Here is a 23,028-nt window from a genome sequence, read left to right on the forward strand (position 1 = left end):
CCACCTACAGCAAGATCCCTAAACCAGGTGAATGCTTACCCTGTTTCGCCCCCGAAATGTAGAGGGCCGGTGCCCGGACGGGGTGGGTCCTGAGCACCGGCCGTGGGCCGGCGGTCTCGCTGACGCCGTGGCCGCGTCAGCCTTCGCCGGCGGCTTGTCTCGTCAGCGTCTGTAGGACGCGACGAAAGCGGTGTCCGCCCCGATCGGGCCGATCTTGCCGGCGCCGCCCGGATTACCGATCGGAGCATCCCGACCAGGCAGGATGTCGGTGAAGAACCGGGCCTCGTCCGCGATGAACTCGGCCTCGCTCGCCGGCACGATCCGGGTACTCTTGATCGCGTCGACCGGACAGACCGACGCGCAGGCTCCGCAGTCGATGCACTCGTCCGGGTTGATGTACAGCTTGCGGCTGCCCTCGTAGATGCAGTCGACCGGGCACTCCTCCACGCAGGCGGTGTCCTTGACATCAATGCAGGGCGACAGGACGACAAACGTCATCGGAGCCTTCTTCCCCGTTCGCCTGCGGTCACGGGAAAATCGTAACAGGATGCCGCCGGCCGGGGTGGGTGGAACTGTAAAGGACAGGTAAACAACTCGTCCGTAGGGCAACGAATTTCGATGGCCCGAAACGGGGGGCGAGGAAATCTTCAGGGATATTTTTAACCATGAGATTTTCCTTGCCTGTAGCCGGGCCGTCCGGGCCCGTCCGCCGGAGGGCGGTGGCACCCGCGCCGGCGTGTCCTCAGCCGGTCTTGACGACGGTCTGCGGGCACCACCGTCCGTTGGGCCGCCGGCGCGGCGGGTCCTCTGTCGCCGGTTCAGACGTCGGTGTTGCCGGGGGGCTGAACCTGGGCGGTTGATGGAGCGTGTCCCGGCGAGGCCGGGGTTACGTGCCCGAGCGGCGCCGTACCGTCCCCCGCCTCGTGCCGCTCGGCGCGGAAACGCCTGAAGGCGGCGAACGCGCGCGGGCCGTAGACCGACGCCGGTCCGCCGTTCATCAGCAGTGCCACCCCGATGGCCTCGGCCGCCTCCTGGCAGGTCGCACCCTGCCGGACGGCGCCGTGAGCGTGTGCCTCGATGCAACCGTCGCACTGGGTGCTCACGGCGAGCGCCAGTGCGATCAGCTCCTTCGTGCGGCTGTCCAGGGCGCCGTCACGGAGAGCCGCGTCGCCCAGGGTGCCGAGCCCCCGGTATACGTCCGGGATCAGCCGACGCAGTTCGCGGGCATGCGGGCGGATCTCGTCTTGGACCGGGCTGCCGGAGCTCATGACCCCTTGCCTTCCCGCCGGGGACGACCGGGAACCGCCACGCCGGGAACGGCCGAAGCCCGGCCTCGTGCCCGGGCGGTCGGGGTAGCCGGGCGGTCGTGGGGTCGTGGGTGCCCGGGCGGTCGCGGCGAGGCCGAAAACGGTGAGCCTCGGCTCGTCCTCGGACTTGTCCCTGTTAGGGGGGCGACAGACCACTTCCATTGGCGTACCGTCAGACATCGCCAAAGTCCGTGCATCGATTCCGGGGTGTCCGGTTACCGTTCCGGGCCGGACGGACTCCGCCCGCGCCTGCTCGCGGCCCCGCTCACGCTCTCGAGGAGCGGCCGTCCCGCGCCGTAGGCGCTGATTGTCCTGTCCGCCCTGGCCCCGCTTTACATCCCCTACCCCCGCTTCTCGTCCGGCTGCCATGCCATGGCGGCCTCTACTTCGAGGTATCCAGATGACGACGAGTGTCCGTACGGACCCGTTCGACGTACTGCTGGTTGAGGACGACCCGGGGGATGTCCTCATGACCCGCGAAGCGTTCGCGGATGATCGGATCAACGGCAGGCTGCATGTCGTGAACGACGGCATCCAAGCCATGGCGTTCCTTCGCCGGGAGGAGCCCTTCACACAGGCCCCGGCGGCCGACCTGATCCTGCTGGACCTCAACCTGCCGCGCCGGGGYGGCATCGAGGTGCTGGCCGAGGTCAAGGCCGACACCGACCTGCGACGCATCCCCGTCGTGGTGCTCTCCACCTCGGGCGCAGCCGAGGACATCCTGCGCAGCTACAACCTGCACGCCAACGCCTACGTGACGAAGGCGGTCGATTTCGACCGGTTCGTCGACGACGTGCGGTTCATCGACGACTTCTTCATCACCGTGGTTCGGTTGCCCGGGCGCTGATCTGGTCGCTCGTCAGGTGCACATGGCCCATGATCGAGCGGTGCCCGCCGACGGCGTCGGTCAACTACTGCGGTGAGACTACCGGCCTGCCAACACAACATCGGCCAACGCAACATCGGCGCGCGGCTCCCACGGGAGCCGCGCGCCGACGCGTAAGGCTGGGGGTGGTACGGCCTCAGACGGGCTGGACGTTGTCCGCCTGCGGTCCCTTCTGGCCCTGCACGATCTCGAACTGGACGCTCTGGCCCTCATCCAGGGACTTGTAGCCGTCCGCCACGATCGAGGAGTAGTGGACGAACACGTCCGGGCCGCCACCGTCGACGGAGATGAATCCGAAGCCCTTCTCCGCGTTGAACCACTTGACGGTACCCTGCGCCACGATTATTTCTCCTTGCCGCGCTCCCGGTAAGCGTCCTTCGCGTACCGGCCTCGCCCCAGACCCCGGCCRGTGCCGTGGTCCAGTCGTGCCGTTCTCTGCGTAGGTCACGCACGGAAGAACAAGCAACACCTACAGCCTACCCCTCCACCGACGTGGTGTGCCCGCTTGGCTCTTGTCCCGTCCGACTCGATGCGAAGCAGCTGGCGAAACGTCGGTTATCGGCACCCAGCGAGTGTAGTAGCCGGGGGCCGGCGCTCGCGTAGCCGCTGCATCTCGGCGTCGGCGATGATGACCCGGGACCTGCCATCCGGGTGGCGCCGCGGGTGGCGCCGCGGGTGATCCACCCCGGTAGATCCGGGCGTCGAGGGCTGGGCAGGATGGCCGGTCACGGGGGACGAGGGGAAACCGTGGTGCGACGAGAGCGAACGTCGTGGGTGCCGCATCTGTCGATGTGGTGAAGGCCATCGGGTCCCGCCTCTTCTCAGGGCTGCCAGCGGACGGTGAGTCGGCTGTTCGGCCGATCGACGCGGTGTCCGGCGACGGTCTGGTCCTCCAGGGTGTCCGCGGCATGGGCCGTTACGACAGGTTCGGCGGGGCCTTCTTTGCGCCACTGGTGCAGCAGATCGGTGAGGTGCGCGGTGAGGGTGGCCGCGTGGGGTCCGTGGGCGGTGACGCCGAGTTCGTCGGTGTCGGATGCGAGGGGACGCAGGGTGACGTAGGCGATGGTGGTGCCGTCGTGGATGGTGGCCCCGRCCCAGCGCCGTGTCGGAGTGAGCTGGCTGTCAGGGCGGACGGTGGTGTCGACGGCGAGGCGGCCGAAGCGGGCGCCCATGGTGACGAGCCACAGGTCGAGGTGCGCGGTCGGTTCGTCGTCGTGGATCGTCAGCCCCGTCCATAGGTTGTGGGGTGGGCTGGCCGCCGCGGCGCGCAGCGCCGGCTCGTCGGCGGGGTCGTGGTCGTCGACGTGCAGGGCGACACCGTCTGCGAGGGCGAGGGTACGGCCGGTGTGGGCGTCGGCGCCACGTAGGGGGACGAATCCGCAGACGAGCGCCGAGCGGCTGACGAGCCGGCCCGGCTCAACGGCGTCGAGCGGGAGGGAGCGGGTCAGGCCGCTTCCGTGGAGACGGAGAGGCACGACGATACGACCGGCGGGGGCGAGCTGGTTCCACCAGCCCTTGGCCAGGTCCCAGGCCCCGGCCGTGATGACGATCCGATCGTAGGGCGCTCCGCCCGGGTGGCCMGCCGCACCATCGGCGTGGACAACGTCCACGCGTTCGTAACCGGCCTTGACCAGTGCGGTGCGCGCGCCTGCGGCGAGCTCCTCGTCGATCTCGATGGTGGTGACCTGGCCGGTCGGGCCGGTGAGTTCGGCGAGGAGTGCTGCGTTGATGCCGGTGGCGGTGCCGATCTCCAGGACGCGGTGGCCGGGGTGGACGCCGGCCTGTTCGAGCATGGCGGCGACGAGGCTGGGTTGGGATGCTGAGGACAGCGCGGTGCCGTCGGGGGCGCGGCGGGTGACGACGACCTGGGGGGCGTAGGCGGTTTCCAGGTCGACGTCGGGCAGGAACAGGTGTCGCGGGACCGTGCGGAACGCGGCTTCGACCTGGGCGGTTCGGAATGTGCCCCAGCGGTGGATGTCGGCGACCAGGTTGTCGCGGAGCTGTTCGGGGGTGCGGGTGGTCATCGTGGTCACCGTTCGTCAGGGATCGGGCCGGGGTCATCGAAGATGATGGCGGCGGTGGTGTGGGCGAGCTGCGCCTGGTCGGCGGCGGGGAAGCCGAGCCGGTTCCAGGCGAACAGGATGTGATGGGCAAGAACGGCGCGGAGGCCGCGGGTGAGCTGGCCCTGGTTGGCGAGGTTCGCGAGTGACCGACCCGCGTGCCGGAACGCTGCCGGCCACGCCGGTAGCGCTTTGAGGGGCTGCACGGTGCGGGCGGCGAGAAGTTGCCGGACGGCGTTTCGGGTAGCCGCCGTGGCGGCGGGCTGCCGCGCACTGGCCTGGCGGGTGCGGCGGTGACTGGCGACGCGGGTCCAGACGTCACCCTGTTCGTAGTAGTCCTGGCCAGCTGACCTCAGCAGCGCCGCGGCCAGCACGAGTCCGACCTCGGCCCGATGCTCGGGGCGGGCTCGGTCGAGGTGGGCGAGGACGTTGCGGCTGTCGTGGTGGAAGAGCTGATGCGCGACGTCCATGCCGGCGGGGCCACCGAAGGCGTGGATCTCAGGCTCGTAGACGGCGGGTGCCCAGCGGTGGACYGCGTCGCCGTTGAGCACGGCGCGGAGCCTGCCGTCGCCGGACTCCGCGGGGTTGCGCCCGTCCCGATTTGGGCCTGGGCGCCAGCGGATCCGCCAGGAGGCTGCCTTCCTGGTGAACCACCACAGGCTGATCCCGTCCGTCTGCTCAGCTGAGGTCAGCAGTGGTGCCAGCTGGGTAACCCCCAGATGTTCGGCGGCACGCCAGTCTTGGCACCACACCGTAGCGCTCTGTGGCGGTCTATGATGGTCACGCGAGCCTTAAGGAGTGGGCCGAGTCGCAGGCCGTGGCGTACGTGACCGCGCGCCGTTGGTACGCGGCCGGTGTGCTCCCGGTTCCGGCGCGCAAGGTCGGTGGGCTGATCCTCGTCGGCGGACATGCGGCAGGGCCGGTCCGCGCCACGCCGTTCAAAGGACCTCATCCCCAGCGCGGTGGGCGTCCATCTGGCCCCGCTGGCCGGGACCGATGGCCCCTGATCAATACCGTTCATCGTCCTAACCTCGGCATGGCAGGTACAAGACGTCAGGGGGGCGTGATGAACGGACCGAGAACGAAGTCAGCCGATGCGCTCGCGCGCGACGTGATCCGGACCGCCCATGGGCAGGACATGATCATCGGACGGCTTCCCCTGGATGGGGAGGGCCAGGGCGCCAGCCAGATCATTCTGAACGTCGGCTGCCAACGGCACGACCGCGGCGAGGAGTGGGCGCACCTGACCGTGCCCGAGGCGCGGCAGCTGGCCGGACGGCTGCTGGCGCAGGCCGCGGCAGCCGAACGCGACCGCGAGGATGCCGTCGGGACAGCAGACTCGGCGCTTGACCGCGGGCGGGACACGGCTGGGTCCGGAGACGGTCACCCGGGCCGGATCGATGTGGCCTACCTTGCGGGTGAGTCRTACGCGATCGGGGTCCGTGGACACGAGATGCTGGTTGACCAGCCGCTGCGGCACGGTGGTGACGACATCGCGGCGACGCCGACAGAGTTGTTCGTCGCCTCACTCGCATCCTGCGTCGCCTTCTACGCCGGCCGGTACCTCACCCGCCATGGCGTGTGCCGGGACGGTCTGCGGGTTGCTGCCGAGTTCGACATGGCGACTGACCGACCCGCCCGGGTGGCGGCGGTGCGGCTGCGAATCGCCGTTCCCGCCAGTCTGCCGGAACGGCGCCGGCCCGGCCTCGTAGCGGTGGCCTCGCACTGCACCGTCCACAACTCGCTGCACCAGCCGCCCGACGTCGGCATAGAGATCGCCTGATAAAGGCCGCTACCGGTTYGGGTACCTACCGTGGGCGATCATGGGTAGGCCGTCCTTCGGTCGCAGGGTGACCAGGGGTTGCGGTGTGACGGGCAGGCCGGGTACGGGGGTGAAGGACCAGCGGCGGGCGATAGCGGCCAGGGCGAGCACGCCTTCGGTGATGGCGAAGGTGTTGCCGATGCACTGGCGGGGGCCGGCGCCGAACGGGAAGTAGGCGAAGCGAGGCCGCATCTTCGGCCCGGCGTCGGCCGGCTCATCGGCGGTGTCGGGCCCGGTCCAGCGGATGGGGTCGAAGAGTTCCGGTCGCGGCCACCAGCGCTCGTCGCGGTGCACCACCCATTGGCTGAAGACCAGGGTGGAGCCGGCGGGCAGGCGGTAGCCGGCGACGTCGCGGTCTTCGACGAGGTGGCGGCCCATGGCCCAGACGGGCGGGTACAGCCGCATCGCCTCGCTGATGACCGCGTTGGTGTAGGGCAACTGGGGCAGGTCGTCGATCGTCGGCCGCCGCTCGCCGAGCACCCGGTCGAGTTCGGCCTGCAGAGTCGCCAGTACTTCCGGATCCCGGCCGAGTAGGTGGAACGTCCAGGTCAGTGCGTTAGCGGTGGTCTCGTGGCCGGCGAGCAGGAGGGTGAGCGCCTCGTCGCGGACCTGGGAGTCGTCCATCGACGCGCCRGTGTCGGCGTCGCGGGCGGTCAGCAGCAGGGACAGCAGGTCGTTACCGGTGGCGCCGGTGGCGCGGCGGTCGGCGATCAGATCGTGGACGACGCGGTCGAGCGCGTTCCGGGCGTCTCGTCGGCGCCGGGGCGCCGGGAGCGGTAGCCGTTCGAGGGTAGTGAAGCCGGGAAGTTGGGCTCGGCGGGCTGCGGGCATGTTCTGGTCGAGAGCGGCCCGAATGACGTCGACGACGTGGCTGTCCAGGTCGACGTCGAACAGGGTCCGGGCGACGATCGCCAGGGTCATCTCGGTCATCTCGGTGTGCACGTCGAGGCGCTGCCCGTCCCGCCAGCCGTCGGCGGTCTTGTCCGCGATGGCCGCGAAGGCGTCGGCGTAGCCGGCGATCCGCTGCTTGTGGAACAGCGGCTGCAGCAGCCGGCGCTGCTGGCGGTGGGTGTCCCCGGCGCTGGTCAGCAGGCCCTGGCCCAGCAGCAGTGCCAGCGGCTGCACCACCGTTCGCCGGGAACCGGCGCCGCGGCGTACGGCACCTTTGGCGTAGGCCCGGTGTCCGCTGACCAGGGCGTCAGCGATCGCGTCCGGGTCGGTGACGAGGAAGGCCGACACCGGCCAGCTCGCCAGGCGCACCACTGGCCCATGGGCGCGGGCCAGCTCGTTGAGCCGGGTGAGCGGGTCGGCACGCAGCCGCCGGATCGCCTCGACCGGCCCCTCTCCCGAGCCGGGCACCCTGTCGGAGGTCTTGATGTCGGAGGTCTTGGCTGTGGATGGTGGCGCGGCGACGGAGCGGACGTGGGGAGCGCGGCTCATCACGACTTCCTTTCGGGCGGAGATGGGAGCGAGTGGGGTGGACGCAGGGGAAGCGGGCGCGCGGTGCTGAGGGCGCGCGGTGCTAATAGCCGATTAGCTGACGAGCACCACCGCGACGAGAAGGCCGATCTTCACGGCGAGGGCGACGTCGGCGGTCCGGCCGGTGGCGTGCGGCAGGCCGACCGCCGTCAGCAGGGTTACGGCGGCGCGCCGGACCGCCGGCCACAGCAGGACGGCCAGGCTCGCGCCGCACCCCGCGACGGCCAGTCGAAGGCCCACCGGGCCGGCAGCGACGACGCCGGCGATGGTCGACGCCGCGATAAGGGCGAATGCCTTGACAGCCGCGAAGGCCGTGACCGTCCGGCGAGCGCGGAGCAGAAGGGCGGACACGGCCGCGGACACGGCGACCATGACCAGAGCGGTCAGCGGGGTCAGCGGCTCGGGCCCAGTCTCGGCCAGGCGGGTGACATGCAGGTGCGGCAGCTGCTGTTCGAGCCGCAGTGCCGCTGCCGTCAGCACGGTGAGCGCAGCRACGCCGGCTTGCACACCGCGCAGGACCGCCACGGCCGCGACCACCAGGAGCAGACGGCGCAGACGTCTCCGGGCCGGCGTGCCCCCGTGGCCGACGAGCGGCCTGGTCACCGAATGTTCTCCTAAAGTCACTGGTCGCATGTGCGCCTACGCGGAGCAGGCCCACGCGATCGAACCGGCGAGCGTTCGGCCGCCGGTGCTCGTCGCCGAGAAGGAGACGTCGCCACCAGTAGCGGTRACCTGCGCGGTGGCCGGTACGGCGGTGACCGCGTAGTGGRCATCCGGGCCGGTCATCGACACGGTCACCGAAGCCTGGTAGCTCCCTGGCCCGTGGTAACCGGCCACCCGCACGACGTCCGAGACGGCGTAGCCGTGGACCGAGCCGCTCGCCGACGCCACGTAGCGGGCGCCCGCGGTCTGGCAGCTCACCACCGTGTCGACGTGGCCGGAGACCGCCACCGGGGAGGTGATGGCCACGGTCAGGGAGCCCGGCCCGCCGGCACCCTTCCCGACCGCATCCGTGGATGTCGCGGCAGCCGACGCCGCCGCCGACACCGGTGTCGTTGAGGTTGGCTGGTCGGCTGCCTGCCCGGCGGTCGCCGTCGCCGGCGCGGCGGTCACTACCCGGGCGCCAGGCTGGCAGGCCGCGATGGTAAGCAGCGCCGCGCCGGCAACGGTAGCCGTTGCGAGACCTCGACGGACCGGAGCCTGAAGGTTCATGGGAACGGGACACCTGCCTTCGGGAGATCGGAGATGGTCAGGTGGCCCCGACGGGTGACCGTGGGAGCCAGCCGGCTGGGTGCCACGGTTTCCGTGGACCGGCTGTGCCCGTGTCCCCTGCCAGCAAGGCAAGAACATCAGCCTGGAATGAGAACCCTTTTCCGGCAAGATGTGAGGCACATTCGGATCCGCAGTTTTCTTGCTATGACCGGGCAACCCGCGGAGGCGGTGAACGCGGCGTCACTGGTCGAAACGGGCCGGCCCGGTCAGAGGAGGTTGACGGGCCGGACCGCGGCCAATTCCTCCCCTGTGCCGGCGGGGAGGACGATGCGGACGGTGGTGCCGGCGCCGGGGGCGCTGTCGAGGGTGGCGGTGCCGTCGTGGGCGGCGGCGATGGCGGCGACGATCGCCATTCCGAGGCCGCTGCCGGTCCGGCCACCGCCGCGGCTGCCGGCCGCCGACGGTCCTCGAAGGCCGCCTGAATCTGGCCGAGCATGGTGTTGAGCGCCGCCGCGAGCTGACCGGTCTCGGTGCGCGGACGCCCCGGCGGGACCCGCCGAGCCAGGTCGCCGCCGGCGATGGCGGCCGCCGTACGGGTGATGTCCCGCAGCGGGCGTAGCCCCCGGCCGAGCAACAGCCAAGCCGCCGTACCGGTCAGCGTGAGTACGGCCGCACCAGCGGCGGCCTMGTCCAGGGTCACATCGGCGAACGTGAGCACCGGCGCCGGCGGCACCCTGGCCGGGTCTCCCGCACTCATCCCCACCTCTTCCCGCATCCCCACCTCTTTCCGCCGCCCTTCAGCCCTCGCCAGCCCGGCCGGCGGGCTCCACCCCCGGCCACTACGAGGTCAGYGGCTCGTCGCACCCCGCATTCCATACAAGAAAGATGTGAATTCCGTACGAAAGCGGGTGGTGAGACGTAGTGGCGTAGGTGGYTGTCGAACTCGTACTCGGCGCGGTCGGCACCACGCCGCCCGCTCCCGGCACGCTATGGCGCGAGCAGATCAAAATCATGGTTGGGCGGGTATGCCAGGCTGTGGGCATTCCCTTGCCCGCTTATGGGCGCCGACCAGAGGGGTTCGATGATCATCCGCTTCCCCCGCACGTCTTGGTTGCTCGCCGTGTTCGTCGCTGGCGCGGTCGCCCTCACCGGCTGCTCGGGGCCGCTTCGGCGCTCCGCGGCAGGCCCGGCAGAGCCCGCCAGCACCGCGACGGCTTCTACGCCGGCCGCTGTCCCGGTCGGATCGTCGGTACGGTCGATCAACGTCGGCGGCGCCACCCGCGCCTACCGGCTGTACCGGCCGCCGACTCTGCCCGCGCGGGCGCCGCTCGTCGTCATGATCCACGGCGGTTTCGGTGGCGCGGAGCAGGCCGAGAACTCCTACGGCTGGGACGCCGAGGCCGACCGCGGCCATTTTCTCGTCGCCTATCCCGAAGGGCAGAACCATGCCTGGTCCGTCGGCGGCGGTTGTTGCGGAAAGCCCGGTGCGACCGGCGTGGATGATGTCGCCTTCATCACTGGCATGGTAGCCGCCATCCAAGCCGCCGTACCGGTCGACACCGCCCGTATCTACGCCACCGGAATCTCCAACGGCGGCATGATGGACTACCGGTTGGCCTGCGACACCACCATTTTCGCCGCGATCGGACCCGATTCGGCGACCCTGCTCGGCACCTGCCCCGCACCGCGGCCAATCTCCGTCATCGCCATTCACGGCACCGCGGACCACACCGTACGCTACTACGGCGGCGAGGGTGACGGGGTCGCAAAAATCAACGGACCGGCCGTCCCGTTCGTGAACGCGATGTGGCGTACCGCCGATCATTGTGCCACCCCGGCCACAACCACTACGGAAAGCRTCACCACCTTTATCGCCACCTGCCCGCRGGGACGGGCCGTGGAACTGGTCACCATTGCCGGCGCGGGCCACCAGTGGCCCGGCGGTGCCCGCCACCCGACGGCCGAGCGAATCCTGCATCTCGACCCGCCGTCAACCGCCCTGAATGCCACCGCGACCATCTGGGCCTTCTTCACCCATCAGGCAAGGTGAACCGCACGCCGGCGGGACTCTCGTTCTCCTCGTCCGCGGCGCTGCTGTGGCGGGCGGGCCCTGACCCGGCTGGATCTGCCCGTCGTGACCCGCACCGAGGCGGCCGTCGCCCGGGCGACGGCTCGATGTGCGCTGACCCGGGCGCTGGCCGCCTGACGGCCGCGTGGCCCGCCCCACCGGGAGCAGATGATCCTCGTCGTCATACACTGCCCTGCGCGATCAGCAGGTGGCGTGTACCGGTGCGGAAGGGTCCATGTGAACGTCCTGGAAGCGGTGTTTCTCGGCGCGGTCGAGGGGCTGACGGAATTTCTGCCGGTGTCCAGCACCGGACATCTGACAATTTTGGAGAAGCTGCTCGGCCACGACATCGACGACCCGGACATCACCGCTTTCACCGCGATCATCCAGGTCGGTGCGGTCTTCGCCACCCTGCTTTACTTCCGGCATGATTTCCGGCGCCTTCTGGCGGCGTGGGGCCGCGGTGTGCGCGATCCCGCCTGGCGGGAGCATCCGGATTACCGGTTCGGCTGGGCCGTCATTCTCGGATCGATTCCCATCGGCCTGGTCGGGGTGGCCTTCAAGGATCAGATCGAGACCACGCTACGCAGCCTGTGGTTCGTCGGCGGTGCGCTGATCCTCTGGAGCGGGGTGATGGGGTACGCGGACCACGTCGGTACCCAGAAACGTCACGAGGAGGACGTGACGTGGAAGGACACCCTGGTGATCGGCATCGTGCAGTGCATGGCGCTGATCCCGGGTATCTCGCGATCCGGGGCGACCATGTCGGCGGGGTTGCTGCGTGGCCTGGACCGGGTGGCGGTGACCCGGCTGTCCTTCTTCCTGTCCATCCCGGCCCTGATGGCGGCCGCGGCGCTGCAGGTCCTCACGAAGTCCGACGACATCGCCGACGGGGTGGGCTGGCCGGCGACGATCATCGCGACCGTGGTCAGCTTTGCCGTCGCCTACGTCGCGATCGCCTGGCTGTTGAAGTTCATTGCCAGACACAGCTACAGYGTTTTCATCGGTTACCGGCTGGCGCTCGGTGCCACCGTGCTCTTCCTCGTGGCCACTGGGATCGTCTCGGCGACCTGAGCCGGCGACCTGAGCCGGCGACCATCTTCGTCCGGCTCCCGCGGGGCGGCTCGACCACGTAAGTTTCAATCCACCGTCTTGCGGGTTCGTGGTTGTCCCCACGGGATGGGGAGACCGCCGGCCGCGCGGCCACGGAGGAAGGACTGTGATGCGGGATCTGYGTTCGCTGCCCAAGGGCCATCTGCATCTGCATTTCGAGCTGGGGATGCGGCCGTCGACACTGGCCGACCTGGCCGCCGCCGCGGGCGTTCCGACTCCCCGCACCACGGGGTTTACCGAGTTCGGGGGCTTCAGCGAAGTGATCGCCGGCATCCTGCCGGTCTTCCGCCGGCCCGAGGACTTCGAACGTCTCGTCGACGAAATGATCATCGATGCCGCGGATGAGGGCGTCACCTACCTCGAACCCAGCTTCTGGCCGTACGTTCATCTAGGCGTCTTCGGGAGCGCGGAGGCCGCCTGGGAGACGGTGCTGGCCCGATCGGATCAGGTCGGCGCGCGGTACGGGGTGACCGTCCGCTGGATGGCGGCCGTCGACCGGGTCTTCGACTCCCCCGAACAGGCCGTCTCCGTGGCCCGGTTGGCCCTGCGTTACGCCGATCGGGGCATCGTCGGCCTAGGGCTGCACAACGACGAGAACGGCTGGCCRCCGGAGCCGTTCATGGYGGCGTTCCGGATTGCGCGCGACGGCGGGTTGCTCTCGACCCCCCACGCCGGGGAACTCGACGGTCCCGCGTCGGTGCGTGGCGCCATCGAGACCCTGGATGCCGATCGTCTCCAGCACGGTATCCGCGCCATGGAGGATCCCCGACTCGTCGACACCCTCCTCGAACGAGGGACCTGCCTCGATGTCTGCCCGACGTCCAACCTGCTGCTCTCGGTCGTCCCGTCGATGGCCGAACATCCGCTTCCGGCCCTGCTGCGGGCCGGGGTGCGATGCTCGATCAACGCCGACGACCCGCTGCTGTTCGGGCCCACCTGTCTGGAGGAGTACGAGCTGTGCCGATCGGCGCTGGGCCTGACCGACGAGGAACTGGCCGCCTGCGCCCGCAGCTCGGTGGAATCCGGAGCCGCGCCGATCGAGGTGCGGACGGCGGCCCTCGCCGGCATCGATGCGTGGCTCGCCGACGCGGGATGTCTCGACGGCCGGTGACGCTCCGACGGCCGGTGACGCTCCGATGACGGGGGTACCGTCCCCCCACCGGCCCGCGCGGGTGGTCCTCGCACCCGACTCGTTCAAGGGATCGGCGACCGCGGCCGAGGTGGTCGCGGCGCTGGGCGCGGGCTGGCGCTCCGAGCGGCCCCGCGATCAGGTCGTGGGAGTACCGATCGCCGACGGTGGCGAGGGCACCCTCGACGTCTTCGCCGTCGGCGTACCCGGGTCGGAGCGGCACCCGGCACGGGTGACTGGTCCGGACGGGCGGGGCCACGACGCCGAATGGCTGTCGCTGCCCGATGGCACCGCAGTGATCGAACTGGCGAGGGCGAGCGGGTTGCCGCTGATGCGGGAACTCGATCCGTTGGGCGCGCAGACCGTGGGCCTCGGCGAGTTGGTCGCCGCCGCGATCGACGCCGGAGTCGACCGCGTTCTCATCACTTTGGGCGGTTCCGCCTCGACCGACGGTGGTACCGGTGCCCTCGCCGCGTTGGGTGCCCGGTTCCTCGACGCGGCCGGCCGGCCGTTGGCCGTCGGCGGCGGCGCCCTCACGTCGCTCGCGCACATCGATCTGACCGGGTTGCGGCCGGCGCCGGCCGGGGGAGCGTACTGTCTCGTCGACGTCGACGCGCCCCTGCYGGGCCCTGCCGGCGCCGCCGCCGTATTCGGGCCGCAGAAGGGTGCCGGACCCGCGGACATCACCCGGCTGGAGGAGGGGCTGCGCAGGCTCGCCCACCTGTTGGGTGGTGCTCCCGACGCCGCGGGAGCCGGGGCTGCCGGCGGCACCGCCTACGGCCTCGCCGCGGCCTGGGGAGCCGAGGTGGTCCCCGGCCTGCCGACGATCATCCAGGCGGCGGGCCTGCCGGCGGCCCTTGCCGGCGCCGACTGGGTGGTGACCGGCGAGGGCAGGTTCGACCGCACCTCGTTGTCCGGCAAGGTGGTCGGCGGAGTCCTCGCGCTGGCGCGGGACGCCGAGGTGCCCGTGCTCCTGGTGGCTGGGCGGGTTGACGCCCCCCGACCGGAGGGGGTCCGGGCCGAGATCGCCCTCGTCGATCTCGCCGGGGGGCCGGCCATGGCGATGGCCGAGCCGCTCCGGTGGCTGCGGAGGGCCGGCGCCGAGCTGGCCCGCCGGGTCACGACCGCCCGGTGAGCGGGAGCGCCCGGTGCGGGGGAGCGGCCGGGCCCGGTCTGTGGGTCAGACCCGGCGGTTCATCCCGGTGAGGAGGTAACCGATCTTACGCCAGGTGTTGGGCCCGCAGACCCCGTCGTCCGGGATGCGGCCGAACCACGGCGCGGCGTAGCGCTGTAGGGAGGCCACCCGGGCAGTGGTCCGTGGCCCGTACACGCCATCCGGCGTTATCCGGTTGGGATCACCGGTGGGGGCCTCATGGCCAAAGATGATGTTCAGGGCGTTCTGGAGCTCCACGACGTCCGGACCACGCGATCCCTCCCGCAGGGTCGGACGGTCGTCGTAACGGTGCCGGGGATCGGCGGCTGCGCCGACTCCGTTATGYCGCGCGGCGGCGAGGATGTCCCGGCGTCGGTTGGCCCGGATGTCACCCGGGCAATTGTGGCCTCCCCACGCCTGGCCGCCCATCCGGTGGGTACCGATACCGTAACCGGCGGGAGAGTCGGTGATCTCTTCCTGCCATCCGAACTCCCGCATCCCCCACTGAAAGAGCTCGCCGAGCCGGATGATTTGTAGGGGTGTGTAGTCCTCGGTCTCGTACCCTTCGCATTCGCAGGAGATCCAGTATGGATTTCCTGCCGCCTGGGCCCAGGCCCTCCGGTCGAAAGGAACGTACTGCTCGAAGTCGCCGCTCCTCGACAGCCACAGGTGTGAGCTGACCTGGCTGGCGGGGTTGTCGAACCAGCCGAACAGGGAGCCGCCGCCCACCTGGACGTGCGGGATGAGGCCTCGGGTGGGTTGGATCATCACTCCGGTCGTGTTCCGCACCGGACGGAAGCGGGCCGGCGGGTACAAGGTCGGTGYCATCGCTACCGGCTCTCCTTCCCACRTGTGTCGCCGCGACAGATCCTCGTCTGGGAAATCACGATTCCGGGCCGCTTCCTGTTCATGGGGTCATCAGGTCGGTTGACCGCTACAGTCATAGTTTCCAGCCGGAGTACCAGCATGGCCATAGTGCCGGGCTGCTGCGGAGAGGTCCGCATCGGGGCGGTATGCCCGGACATATGGTGAGTGGAAACCCTCCCGCTGGATCCCTGACAGGGGYCCGACCCGGTTCGGTGGTGYGCCCCRGGCACGGACAGYCGACGCCGYCGCGAGCCGCCATCCCTTCGACGCCTCGTCAACCCTCGGTATCGAGGGGCATACTGACTGTTTTTTGCGGATGTTTGCGGGAACCGCGGACCGGGCGGCGGAGCCCGTGTTTCGATGCCGCCTATATGGTTCTACCGCCTGTATCGTTCTAGCGCCTGTATCCTTCTACCGCATGATCGACCCGCAGCCGGGCTCGAGAAGGAGGCATTCAATGCGGTATGCCGTATCTTCCCCGCGACGAGTCGGACGGCCGTTATCCTCCGGAGCGCCGGGAGCACCGGAAGCGRCTGCGTCCGGAGGGTGTCGTCCCGCGCGGCGCGGTTCCCGGCGGGCGGGCCGGCGCGGCGGCGCGACCCGGACCACCCTGGCCACTCTGACCACCGCCGGGGCGACCCTCGCGGTGAGCGGCATCCTGGCTCTGGTGAACGCGGGCGCCGCGCAGGCCGGTGGAGCGACCTGGGCGAGCTGCCCGGGCGGGCAGGCGACGGAGGTCGGTGTGCCGGCGGCGGCCGGAGAGCCGAACAGACCCGCGACGTATCTCGACGCCGGTTTCTACGTCCATGTCGCCTCGTTGTGGCCGCCGGCCACGGCATCGCTGTGCCGGACCGGTCCCGGCCGGGGTGAGGAGGCCGGCGAGCCGATCTTCAGGTTCGGGCACCTGAGCTGCCCCGGCGGCGACGCGACCTTCGGTGTGCGCAGGCCCGCGGTACCGGACCGGGCGAGCGCCGACGTCCCGTCGGCGACCTGGGGGACCTACCTGCCGGCCGGCTGGTACAGCCTGGACGACCTGAGCGACCCGTCGTGGACGTCGGTTTGCTGGTCGTCCAGGAGACGCTGACCGATCCCGGCCGGCGAAGCGCCGATTCAGGTCGAAGCGCCGAATCCGGTCGATCGGATTAATCGGATTAACCGGAATCGGCGCGAGAGGACCGGACCGATCAGTAGCGGTAGTGGTCGGCCTTGTACGGACCCTCGACGGGCACGCCGATGTAGTCCGCCTGCTGCTTGGTCAGCTGGGTGAGCCTCACGCCCAGCGCGTCGAGGTGCAGCCGGGCGACCTTCTCGTCGAGGTGCTTGGGCAGCACGTATACCCCGACGGGGTAGTTTTCGGTCTTCGTGAACAGCTCGATCTGCGCGATCACCTGGTTGGTGAAGCTGTTCGACATCACGAAGCTCGGATGTCCGGTGGCGCAACCGAGGTTCATCAGCCGGCCCTCGGCCAACACGATGATCGAGTGGCCGTCCGGGAACACCCACTCGTCGACCTGCGGCTTGATGTTGATCTTCTCGATGCCGGGGGTCCTGGCCAGGCCGGCCATGTCGATCTCGTTGTCGAAGTGCCCGATGTTCGACACGATCGCCTGGTGCTTCATCGCAGCCATGTGCTCGGCATGGATGATGTTGAAGTTGCCGGTCGTGGTGACGAAGATGTCCGCCGTCGCGACGACGTCCTCCAGGGTGGTGACCTGGAAACCGTCCATCGCGGCCTGCAGGGCGCAGATCGGGTCGATCTCGGTGACGATCACCCGGGCTCCCTGGCCGCGCAGCGCGTCCGCACAGCCCTTGCCGACGTCACCGTAGCCGCACACCACGGCGACCTTGCCGCCGATGAGCACGTCGGTGGCGCGGTTGAGACCGTCGATGACGGAGTGGCGGCAGCCGTACTTGTTGTCGAACTTCGACTTCGTCACCGAGTCGTTGACGTTGATCGCCGGGAATGCCAGCGTGCCGGCCTTCGCCATCTCATAGAGACGGTGCACGCCGGTCGTGGTCTCCTCGGTGACGCCCTTGATGTTCTTCGCGGTCTCGGTCCACCGACCCGGCTTCTGCGCGATGGTGCGGCGCAGGGTCTCCAGGACGATCGCGTACTCCTCGCCGTCCGCGGCGTCCGTCGCGGGGACCGCGCCGGCCGCCTCGAACTGGGCGCCCTTGTGGACGAGCAGGGTCGCGTCGCCGCCGTCGTCGAGGATCATGTTCGGGGTGCCGCCGTCCGGCCAGGCCAGCGCCTGGTCCGTGCACCACCAGTACTCCTCGAGGGTCTCGCCCTTCCAGGCGAAGACCGGCACGCCCCGCGGGTCGTCCTTGCTGCCGTTCGGCCCGACGACGACGGCGGCGGCCGCGTGGTCCTGGGTGGAGAAGATGTTGCAGGAGACCCAACGGACGTCGGCGCCGAGCGCTACCAAGGTCTCGATCAGCACCGCGGTCTGAATTGTCATGTGCAGGGAGCCCATGATGCGGGCGCCCCTGAGGGGCTGGYTGGCCGCGTATTCCGCCCGGGTGGCCATGAGGCCGGGCATCTCGTGCTCGGCAAGCCGGATCTCCTTGCGGCCGAACTCGGCCAGTGCGAGATCCGCGACCTTGAACTCGAAACTCATGCCCTCTCCTTCGACGCTCGGGCGGCTGCCGAGCCTATACGGCGGATGTCTCGYCCCGGTTTCCACCCGCCATCGGCCGCGGCCGTGATGCGCCGGCCTTGGAACGGGTTTCTTGAGCGTCCCACATGTCGCCGTGTTGACGAAGACCCGGTCCGGTTCTGTCGACCGCCGGGCCCGGGTCGTCCTGGCGCGGCTGGTGCACCCAGCCGCGTTCGTCCGCCCAGATCAACAGGGGTGGGAGGACGACCAGCGCGGACAGCAGGGCGATGGCGACGTTGAGGGYGACCAGCAGACCGAAGTCACGCAGCAGCGGTAGGGAGCTGAAGGCCAGGACGGCGACCCCGATCACGGCGGCGAGCGCGGAGACCACGAAGGCGCGTCCGGTGCGGGCCGCGGTCTGGTCGACGGCCTCCTTCGGTGTCAGGCCGCGTCGACGCTCTTCCAGGTGGCGAAGCACGAGCAGGGTGGTGAACTCGCTGCCCAGCGCGATGACGAGCGGGCCGCCGACCGCGGTGAGCGGGCTGAGATCGACGCCGACCAGCCAGGCGATCATGGAGCTGAGCCCGACCGCGATCAGCACCGGCACCAGCGACAGGACCGCCCGGACGATGCTGCGGTGCCAGACCAGCAGCATGAGCAGGACGCCGACCAGCGCGAAGTAGGTCAGCTGGGTCCGGTTCTTCGTGAAGTTCTCCAGCAGCCCGGTGCCGACCACGACGAGGCCCGACGGGGTGGCGCGTACCCCTTGCGGCGGATGGACCGTGTCCCGGATGTCGTCGACGATTGCGGCCTGCCGTTCCAACGAGCCCGATCCGGTACGGAAGACGAGGTTGAGCGCGTTGTGGGCCAGGTTCACCGTGGCGCGCTGGAGGTCGGGCGGTGCCGCGGCGTAGCCGAGCCGGACGTCCTGACCCGTCGGCAGGACGACCGTCGTGTTCGGCACCTCCATCATGAAGCTGATGGTCGTGACGAGGCTCGACGCGGTCAGCAGGTCGGCCGGGTCCTTCGCGAGCCGGGTGTTCGCGAACTCGGCGAGGAAGGCGACGGTGGCGTCGTCGAAGACGTTCGGTGACTGGACGTAGATGCCCAGCTCGCTGGCGGATCCGGTGCTCGCGCGCAGCGTGTTGATGTTCTTGATGACCTGACCCTGCTGGTCGACCCATTTCTCCGGATCGGTCTGGATCTTCAGTGTGCCGTCGGTGACGATCCCGACGGCGAAGACCGCGACGGACACGGCGACGAGCGGGAGCGCGGTGATCCGTGGCAGGGACCCCAGGGTGATCACCGTCCGACCCAGCGGGCCGTGGGTGTAGTCCTTCGGGGGGGTCGGCCGGCGACGTTCCCGCAGGCCCAACGAGGCGGTGAGGAACAGGATCGTGGCGATGACGATCACCGGCAGGCCCAGGGCGAGCAGCGTGCCGAAGTCCCGGATCATCGGGACGTCGCTGAACTCCAGCGCGAGGAAGGACAGCACCGCGGCGACGGTGGCGACACTCAGCGCGGGCAGCAGCCCGGCCAGGGCCGCGGTGACGGGATGGCCGGCCCGGGCCAGTTGGGCCTCCTCCTCCACCCGGCTGTGGAGCTGGACGGCGAAGTCGATGCCGACGCCGAGCAGCACCGGCAGACCGGAGATGGTCACCACCGACAGCGGGACACCCGCGTAGCCGGCGAGGCCGAACGCCCAGATGAGGCCGACGGCGACGACGCCGAGCGGGAGCAGCCGCCAGCGCACCGCGAAGGCGACGAGCAGCAGGCCGGCCATCAGTGCCAGGGAGATGCCCCCGAGGGTGACGAACCCGCCGCGCAGGTAGTCGTTGAGGTCGCGCAGCAGCGCGGGCGCCCCGGTCGACATCGTTGTCGCATTATCGAACATGCGTTCGGACGCGGCCTTCTCGGCCAGGGTCGCGGCCTGGCCCTCGGTCGTGAGGGAGGCGTTGCCCCGCAGTCGGGTGACCATCTGGCTGGTGGATTCGGTCGGGAAGAACGGCTTGATCGACTTACGGATGGCACCCGTGTTGTCGCGGAGCAGGAAGGAGACCCAGGCCGGGTTGTCGTAGACCCGCTCGGCCACCGGGATCGCCTGCATCCGCCGCAGTGTCGTGACGGAGTCGGCKAGGCGCCGCTGGGCGGAGACCGGATCCGGATCGCGGCGCTGGGCACCGAGCAGGATCTTCCCGGCGGGGCTGTTGACGGGATTGCCGTCCGGGCTCGTGACCAGGTTGTTCGTGAACTCCAGCGCCGTGAGCGGGGTGATCACCGATTCGATCCGGTCATCGGCGTCGAGGCTGGCCTGCAACTCCCGGAACTGGCTGATGTTGCGCTTGGTGAATAGGTCCTCGAGTCGTTCGCCCTTGTCCAGGGTGAACAGCGTGACCATCGCCTGGCCGCCGAAGAGGGACTGGTAGGCGACGTTGTCCCGGGCGACCTGGGAGTCGGGGTTCAGATAGTTGTCCTGGCCGGTGGTGAATTCCAGCCGGGTGGTTCCGAACCCCAGGGCGGCGGTGACGAGCAGCGCCACGACGGCGACGATGCCCGAGCGCCGACTGACCGTACTGACCATACGGGCGAGTGCCGCCGATGGCCCGGACCGGCGGTCCGGGCCCGACCCGTGCTCCGGTTCCGAGGTGCGGCCTGGCTCCGACCGGTGTTCGGGCCGGCCGGGATGATCGGCTGGATCGTCGGTGGAGGGGGAAGGCGTCGACATCGGTCACGCTCCGGAGTTATCCGCGTTGCCTCCGGATCGACGCGCGTTACCTGTCGGTCCGACGGCTGTGTCCCTGCTGTATAGCGCAGCAGGTCACACCGCCTGAAGGCCCCGGGGCAGCCGATTTCGCCGGAAAATGTTTCAGGCGATCAACACGCCCCGGGCCTGGCTCCCCGGGCTCGGCTACCGTCGCCATCCTCTCCGGGGTCGGACGTGCCCGGGGTCAGACGCCCGCGGACTCCCGTGACGGTCGGAGTTCGACGAGCGAGTCGTAGCTCGGGAAGAAGAGTCCCTCGTGCCCGTCATCCCAACGCACGACGAACGGCGGGCCTCCGTCCTCGCCGCGTACCTCGACCACGGTCCCGTGTCGTTCCGGGCTGCCCACCGTGCGGCCGTGGACGACGAACCTCTCTCCGACGGATGCGAACATCATGATGGTCGACCTCCCTGCCGGGCGATCCGGTCTGCTCTGCCTGGATGCTCCGGTGACCGATCGCATGCGCGTGCTCTTTCTGCCTAGCACGGAGCGTCGGTCGCGGCAGACCCGAAGCCCGAAAGGTCGCGAACTCCCGGTTCAGGACAGCCGCTCGACGACCAGCGCCATGCCCTGCCCGCCGCCGACGCACATTGTCTCCAGGCCGATGGTCGTGTCGGTGGTGCGTAGTCCGTTCAGCAGGGTGGTGAGTAGCCGGGCGCCGGTCATCCCGAACGGGTGACCGAGCGCGATCGCGCCACCGTGCACATTCAGCTTCGCGACGTCGAGCCCGAGCGCCCGGTAGGTCGGGATGACCTGCGCCGCGAACGCCTCGTTCAGCTCTACCAGGTCGACGTCGTCGATCGTCATCCCCGCCCGGGCCAGGGCCCGCCGGGACGCCTCCACCGGGGCCAGGCCCATGATCTCCGGTGACAGTGCGCTGACGCCGGTGGAGACGATCCGGGCCAGCGGGGTGATGCCGAGCTCGCGGGCCCTGGTGTCGCTCATGACGATGACCGCGGCGGCTCCGTCGTTGAGCGGGCAGGCGTTGCCGGCCGTGACGGTACCGTCCGGGCGGAACACCGGCCTGAGAGCGGCCAGCGCCCGCATCGTGGTTCCCGGCCGGGGACTRTCGTCGCTGTCGATCACCCCGCCGTCGGGCAGCGGCACCGGAATGATCTCCCGCTTGAAGAAGCCGTCCGCGACGGCCCGCTCCGTCAGGTTCTGCGAGCGGGAGGCGTACTCGTCCTGTTCGAGGCGGCTCACACCCGCGAGCTGGGCCACGTTCTCGGCGGTCTGCCCCATGGCGATGTAGACGTCGGGCAGCTCGCCGGCCGCCCGGGGATTCGTCCAGGGCGCGGACCCCGCCTGGGCACGGGCCGCCGTACGGGCCTGGGCCTCGCAGTAGCGCGGGTTCTGGGTGTCCGGCAGGCTGTCGCTGTTGCCCCTGACGAAGCCGCTGACGACCTCCACCCCGGCGGCGATGAACGCGTCACCCTCTCCCGCGCGCACGGCGTGCGCAGCCATCCGCAGAGCCTGCAGGGAGGATGCGCAGTACCGGGAGACCGTCGTGCCGGGAACGGTGTCGAACCCGAGGCTGACGGCGACGACGCGGCTGATGTTGTGTCCCTGTTCGCCTCCGGGTAGCCCGCAACCGAGGATGAGATCGTCGATGTCGGCCGGGTTGAGGGCCGGAACCTGGTCCAGGGCTGCCCGGACGATGATGGCCGCGAGGTCGTCGGCCCGCATCCCCCGCAGCGAACCCTTGAACGCCCGCCCGATCGGTGATCGGGTTGCGGCGACGACAACGGCCTCGGTCACATGCCCTCCCAGTTCTCGGTGTTCTTGGTGTTCTTGGCGTTCTCGGTGTTCTTGGCGGCAGGGTCGCGGAGGCCGTGGTCCCTGCGGCCAAATGATCAAAACCCTAACGCGGACGAGCGCCCGCGGTCGCGGGTGGCCGAGCCGACGCGGCGAGGGGGACCCGTCGGGTTACGCTTTGATCATCCCGTCGCCAGCGAGCCGGATGGCGTGCCCGATGCGAGCAGACCTTGGTACACCCCGTGATGTCGCGGCCCTCGCCGCGGCCGCGGGCGAGCTGCGCGAGTGCGCCGCCCGGCTGCGCCGACTCGTCCCGGAGGTGGCCGGGGTGCTGGCCGGTGCGCGTGCCGCCGACACCCCGCGGGCATGGCGGTCACCGTGGCGGATCCGGTGCGCCGCCCGGCTGGACGACTGGCAGCGGGCGCTTGACGTCGGCGCCGGGGTGCTGCGCGATCGGGCCGGGCTGCTCGACTGGCTCGCCGAGCGGTACGACGAGCGTGCCCACGCCTTGCGCCTCGGTCTAGGCGCGGCTGCCGTGGTATCCGCCGACGAGCTCGCCCGGCTGCGCCGGTTCGACGCGTCCGGCGGCGTCGGGAACGACCCACGGGTGTGGATGCTGGCGCACGGACTGGCCACCGGTGGCGTCGAGGGCGATGCCGGGGGGAGGGAGGACCTGCCCGGGGCTATCGGAGGCTCCGGCGATGCCGGCGACGCTGGGGGCAGGCCCGCCGTGAAGGTCCCGATTGACGAAACCGTTCTGTTCGATCCGGTCCTGCTGGGCGTCCTGTCCGACCGCCTGCGGGCGGCGGGCGACC

General features: G+C 70.1%; 20 protein-coding genes and 3 pseudogenes. 8 read left to right on the forward strand and 15 right to left on the reverse strand.

Annotated elements, in window-relative coordinates; genetic code table 11:
- Positions 1–162: 162 nt before the first annotated feature.
- Together fdxA and KBI5_RS16510 are read right to left on the reverse strand one after the other, a co-directional pair.
- Positions 163–498, reverse strand: a complete 336-nt coding sequence (fdxA, locus tag KBI5_RS16505) for a ferredoxin (protein ID WP_011438826.1) — start codon at positions 496–498, stop codon at positions 163–165.
- A gap of 428 nt (positions 499–926) precedes the next feature.
- A pseudogene (locus tag KBI5_RS16510) lies at positions 927–1,268 on the reverse strand (carboxymuconolactone decarboxylase family protein); the annotation flags it as partial.
- A gap of 439 nt (positions 1,269–1,707) precedes the next feature.
- Between KBI5_RS16510 and KBI5_RS16515 the strand changes: the two are divergent.
- Positions 1,708–2,154, forward strand: a complete 447-nt coding sequence (locus KBI5_RS16515) for a response regulator (RefSeq protein WP_085015746.1) — start codon at positions 1,708–1,710, stop codon at positions 2,152–2,154.
- 175 nt (positions 2,155–2,329) lie between these two features.
- On the opposite strand, the gene KBI5_RS16520 is transcribed toward KBI5_RS16515, so the two are convergent.
- The 3 genes from KBI5_RS16520 to KBI5_RS16530 all read right to left on the reverse strand — a co-directional run bounded on the left by KBI5_RS16520 (position 2,330) and on the right by KBI5_RS16530 (position 5,005).
- The gene (locus KBI5_RS16520) at positions 2,330–2,533 is read right to left on the reverse strand and encodes a cold-shock protein (RefSeq protein ID WP_011438823.1); all 204 of its coding nucleotides are present in this window, start codon (positions 2,531–2,533) and stop codon (positions 2,330–2,332) included.
- A gap of 481 nt (positions 2,534–3,014) precedes the next feature.
- Positions 3,015–4,217, reverse strand: a complete 1,203-nt coding sequence (gene fxlM / locus KBI5_RS16525; protein WP_085015754.1) for a methyltransferase, FxLD system — start codon at positions 4,215–4,217, stop codon at positions 3,015–3,017.
- Positions 4,218–4,222: 5 nt separating this feature from the next.
- Positions 4,223–5,005, reverse strand: coding sequence for a thiopeptide-type bacteriocin biosynthesis protein (locus KBI5_RS16530; RefSeq protein WP_011438820.1), 783 nt, complete (start codon positions 5,003–5,005; stop codon positions 4,223–4,225).
- A 314-nt stretch (positions 5,006–5,319) separates the two neighbouring features.
- On the opposite strand from KBI5_RS16530, the gene KBI5_RS16535 reads away from it, so the two are divergent.
- A complete protein-coding gene (locus KBI5_RS16535; RefSeq protein WP_023840006.1) occupies positions 5,320–6,036 on the forward strand; it encodes an OsmC family protein in 717 nt (238 codons plus the stop codon).
- A gap of 9 nt (positions 6,037–6,045) precedes the next feature.
- On the opposite strand, the gene KBI5_RS16540 is transcribed toward KBI5_RS16535, so the two are convergent.
- The 5 genes and pseudogenes from KBI5_RS16540 to KBI5_RS28770 form a co-directional block, all read right to left on the reverse strand.
- Positions 6,046–7,515, reverse strand: a complete 1,470-nt coding sequence (locus KBI5_RS16540; RefSeq protein ID WP_011438818.1) for a cytochrome P450 — start codon at positions 7,513–7,515, stop codon at positions 6,046–6,048.
- A 93-nt stretch (positions 7,516–7,608) separates the two neighbouring features.
- Positions 7,609–8,157, reverse strand: a complete 549-nt coding sequence (locus tag KBI5_RS16545) for a hypothetical protein (RefSeq protein ID WP_011438817.1) — start codon at positions 8,155–8,157, stop codon at positions 7,609–7,611.
- Between the two features lie 36 nt (positions 8,158–8,193).
- On the reverse strand, positions 8,194–8,766 hold the full coding sequence (locus KBI5_RS16550; protein ID WP_085015747.1) for a hypothetical protein: 573 nt from the start codon (positions 8,764–8,766) through the stop codon (positions 8,194–8,196).
- 266 nt (positions 8,767–9,032) lie between these two features.
- A complete protein-coding gene (locus KBI5_RS16555) occupies positions 9,033–9,179 on the reverse strand; it encodes a hypothetical protein (RefSeq protein WP_083503372.1) in 147 nt (48 codons plus the stop codon).
- 56 nt (positions 9,180–9,235) lie between these two features.
- Positions 9,236–9,388, reverse strand: a pseudogene (locus tag KBI5_RS28770) (HAMP domain-containing protein); the annotation flags it as partial.
- A 459-nt stretch (positions 9,389–9,847) separates the two neighbouring features.
- Here KBI5_RS28770 and KBI5_RS16565 point away from each other — a divergent pair.
- The 4 genes from KBI5_RS16565 (at position 9,848) to KBI5_RS16580 (ending at position 14,211) form a co-directional block, all read left to right on the forward strand.
- Entirely contained in the window at positions 9,848–10,816 is a 969-nt protein-coding gene (locus KBI5_RS16565) for a PHB depolymerase family esterase (RefSeq protein WP_085015755.1), read from the forward strand.
- 255 nt (positions 10,817–11,071) lie between these two features.
- Positions 11,072–11,908: an undecaprenyl-diphosphate phosphatase gene (locus KBI5_RS16570; RefSeq protein WP_011438813.1), complete on the forward strand. Its 837-nt coding sequence runs from the start codon at positions 11,072–11,074 to the stop codon at positions 11,906–11,908.
- Positions 11,909–12,056: 148 nt separating this feature from the next.
- Positions 12,057–13,058, forward strand: coding sequence for an adenosine deaminase (gene add, locus KBI5_RS16575; RefSeq protein WP_085015748.1), 1,002 nt, complete (start codon positions 12,057–12,059; stop codon positions 13,056–13,058).
- 25 nt (positions 13,059–13,083) lie between these two features.
- Positions 13,084–14,211 carry a glycerate kinase gene (locus KBI5_RS16580; protein ID WP_085015756.1) on the forward strand — a complete coding sequence of 376 codons (1,128 nt, stop codon included), beginning with the start codon at positions 13,084–13,086 and terminating at the stop codon, positions 14,209–14,211.
- Positions 14,212–14,256: 45 nt separating this feature from the next.
- Here the strand turns inward: KBI5_RS16580 and KBI5_RS16585 are convergent, their stop codons facing one another.
- Entirely contained in the window at positions 14,257–15,057 is an 801-nt protein-coding gene (locus KBI5_RS16585; protein WP_085015749.1) for an N-acetylmuramoyl-L-alanine amidase, read from the reverse strand.
- Between the two features lie 685 nt (positions 15,058–15,742).
- Between KBI5_RS16585 and KBI5_RS27985 the strand changes: the two genes are divergently transcribed.
- A complete protein-coding gene (locus KBI5_RS27985; RefSeq protein ID WP_232234815.1) occupies positions 15,743–16,180 on the forward strand; it encodes a hypothetical protein in 438 nt (145 codons plus the stop codon).
- 100 nt (positions 16,181–16,280) lie between these two features.
- Here the strand turns inward: KBI5_RS27985 and ahcY are convergent, their stop codons facing one another.
- From ahcY to KBI5_RS16615, 4 genes are all read right to left on the reverse strand, one after another.
- Complete coding sequence (gene ahcY / locus KBI5_RS16600) at positions 16,281–17,717, reverse strand: adenosylhomocysteinase (RefSeq protein WP_085015752.1); 1,437 nt, start codon at positions 17,715–17,717, stop codon at positions 16,281–16,283.
- Positions 17,718–17,751: 34 nt separating this feature from the next.
- On the reverse strand, positions 17,752–20,277 hold the full coding sequence (locus KBI5_RS16605) for an MMPL family transporter (RefSeq protein ID WP_241882964.1): 2,526 nt from the start codon (positions 20,275–20,277) through the stop codon (positions 17,752–17,754).
- Positions 20,278–20,644: 367 nt separating this feature from the next.
- A complete protein-coding gene (locus KBI5_RS16610; RefSeq protein WP_035729341.1) occupies positions 20,645–20,851 on the reverse strand; it encodes a DUF1918 domain-containing protein in 207 nt (68 codons plus the stop codon).
- Positions 20,852–20,995: 144 nt separating this feature from the next.
- On the reverse strand, positions 20,996–22,216 hold the full coding sequence (locus KBI5_RS16615; RefSeq protein ID WP_043590494.1) for an acetyl-CoA C-acetyltransferase: 1,221 nt from the start codon (positions 22,214–22,216) through the stop codon (positions 20,996–20,998).
- Between the two features lie 214 nt (positions 22,217–22,430).
- Between KBI5_RS16615 and KBI5_RS16620 the strand changes: the two are divergent.
- Positions 22,431–23,028 (forward strand): annotated as a pseudogene (locus tag KBI5_RS16620) (hypothetical protein); the annotation flags it as partial.

It is taken from the genome of Frankia sp. KB5, assembly GCF_002099325.1.
Taxonomy (GTDB): domain Bacteria; phylum Actinomycetota; class Actinomycetes; order Frankiales; family Frankiaceae; genus Frankia; species Frankia casuarinae.